Source organism: Kribbella sp., assembly GCF_035655035.1.
Classification (GTDB): Bacteria; Actinomycetota; Actinomycetes; order Propionibacteriales; family Kribbellaceae; genus Kribbella.
The window spans coordinates 1-2,298 of record NZ_DASRVN010000654.1 but is presented as its reverse complement, the minus strand read 5'-3'; the positions used below and the strand labels follow the sequence as shown (position 1 = coordinate 2,298).

Annotated in this window: 2 protein-coding genes; one reads left to right on the top strand and one right to left on the bottom strand. The window is 68.7% G+C overall.

Annotated features, from left to right (window positions below):
• Window positions 1-780: XdhC/CoxI family protein (locus VFF46_RS34220; RefSeq protein ID WP_325041391.1), on the top strand; the 780-nt coding region annotated here is incomplete at its 5' end.
• Here VFF46_RS34220 and VFF46_RS34215 read toward each other — a convergent pair.
• Window positions 758-2,059: a cytochrome b gene (locus VFF46_RS34215; protein WP_325041390.1), complete on the bottom strand. Its 1,302-nt coding sequence runs from the start codon at window positions 2,057-2,059 to the stop codon at window positions 758-760. The genes VFF46_RS34220 and VFF46_RS34215 overlap by 23 nt on opposite strands.
• Window positions 2,060-2,298 lie beyond the last annotated feature (239 nt).

Sequence of the window (2,298 nt, the reverse complement as noted above, 5' to 3'; positions counted from 1 at the left end):
ATCGAGTCGGGGCGTCCGGTGGCGGTCGCAACCGTGGTCACCGCCGGCGAACACCTCGGCCGTCGCCTCGTCGTCGGTGCCGAGACGGCTGGTGGGCTGGGGGATCCTGGGCTGGATGCCGCGGTGGTCGAGGATGCGTTGGCGATGCTCGGCAACGGTTCTGCCGCGATTCGTGAGTACGGCGTGCACGGTGAGTGCGGGCGGAGCGAGGTCGCGGTGTTCGTGCAGGGGATCGCGCCGCCGCCGCGGATGTTCGTGTTCGGGGCGATCGACTTCGCGGCGGCGGTCGCGCGGGTCGGGAAGTTCCTCGGGTACCACGTGACCGTGTGCGACGCGCGCGGCGTGTTCGCGACCCGGGCGCGGTTCCCGGAGGCGGACGAGGTGGTGGTCGACTGGCCGCACCGGTTCCTGGCGGGGGTGCTGGACACGGTCGACCGGCGTACGGCGTTGTGCGTGCTGACCCACGACCCGAAGTTCGACGTACCGCTGCTGGAACTGGCCCTGCGTACGGACGCCGGGTACATCGGCGCGATGGGATCACGCCGTACCCACGAGGACCGGTTGATCCGGCTACGCGCCGCGGGCCTCACCGAGGCCGAGCTCGCCCGGATGTCGTCGCCGACCGGCCTGGACCTCGGCGCTCGGACCCCCGAGGAAACCGCGATCTCGATCGCCGCCGAAATCATCGCCACCCGCACCGCCGCCAGCACCCGCCCCCTGTCGACCACCACCGGCCAGATCCACGCCGCGGCGGCGCTCAGCGGGACGGCAGTTCGGTAGGGATCGGGCGATGTACCTCGACGTATCCGCCGTCGGGGCGGCGCAGGATCCGGCCGGTTTCGAGGCCGTGTTCGGTGAGGTCGGTATCGGTCTGCTGCAGGCCTAGGCAGATGCGGCGGGTGACGTACAAGGCGGCGGGTGGGCCGACTACCAGCAGCACCTGGAATGCGTGCAGGAGCGTGTTCATCGAGAGATGGAACTGTACGGCGATCGTGTCCGCGCCCGCGGCGGCCCACAGCACGCCGTAGAACGTCATCCCGGCGACGCCGATCCCGGTACGGATCGGGTTGTCACGCGGGCGCTCGAGCAGGCGGTGGTCCTTGCGGTCACCGGTCAGCCGCTCCTCGATGAACGGCCACCCGGCGACGAGCCCAAGGAACAGCGTGCAGACCCCGACCGGCAGCAGCACGGCGAGCGTGATCGTCTTTCCCCACAGGACAACCTCCCAGCCCGGTGCGAGCCGGAGCGAACCGTCCAGGAACGCGAGATACCAGGCCGGACCGACCCCGGCCGAAACAGCAGCCGGATCGGCCGGGCCGTATAGCCAGACTGGGTTGATCGTCGCCATCGCGCCCATGACGATCGCGACACCGGCCACAAACGCGAACAGCCCCGCGCCCTTCACGGCCCCGACCTTCGCCGTCTTCGTCCGCCCGGTGGCGAACCCCGCAGGCTCGTGCTTCAACGCGAGCACGGCAGCGGCGGCGAAGAGCAGCAGGAGTACGACGGGCAGCACGATCACGTGCAACGGGTAGAACCGCGAGATCACATCCCCGGGGAACTCCCCACCGAACAGCACGTACGACAACGCGGAACCGACGAGCGGCGTTGCCTGCAGGACACCGTCCAGTACGGCGAGACTCGTACCGGACGCCATGTCGTCCGGAAGCGACGTACCGGTCAGCGCCGCGCCCAGCGTGACAACCAGCAGGCCGAAGACGACCAGCCAGCTCAGTCGTCGCGGGCGCCGGAAGCCGGCGGTGAAGAACAGCCGCAACAGGTGCAGCGTGATCGCCGCGACCATGAGCAGCGTCGACCAGTGGTGGACCTGCCGCACCAGCAGACCGCCGCGTACGTCGAACGACAGCCGCAACGTCGAGTCCAATGCCCGCGACATCGGCAGGCCGCGCAGCGGCGCATACGTCCCGTCGTACACGACCTGACTGACGGACGGCTCGTAGTACACCGTCAGGACCACACCGCTCAGGACCAGCATGACGAAGCTGTAGAACGCGATCTGCCCGAACAGCAACGACCACTGATCAGGAAACACCTTCACCCGAAGACTGCCCCAAGGACGCCTCATACCCATACGACCCCTCAGCCCCCCAAAATGTGACACCCCGTGCCCCACCTCACCCCCACCTCAGCCCCTCCCACACAAACCGCCACCCGTTACCTTCTTCGTGCGCCGTGAACAAGCGGCGTCTGGTCGCTGGGCCTGGTATGACTTACTGCCCCTGTCGTGTGCATGATCCGGGGGGTGTTGTCGCCAGGTCTGGTGGCGTTGGTTGACCG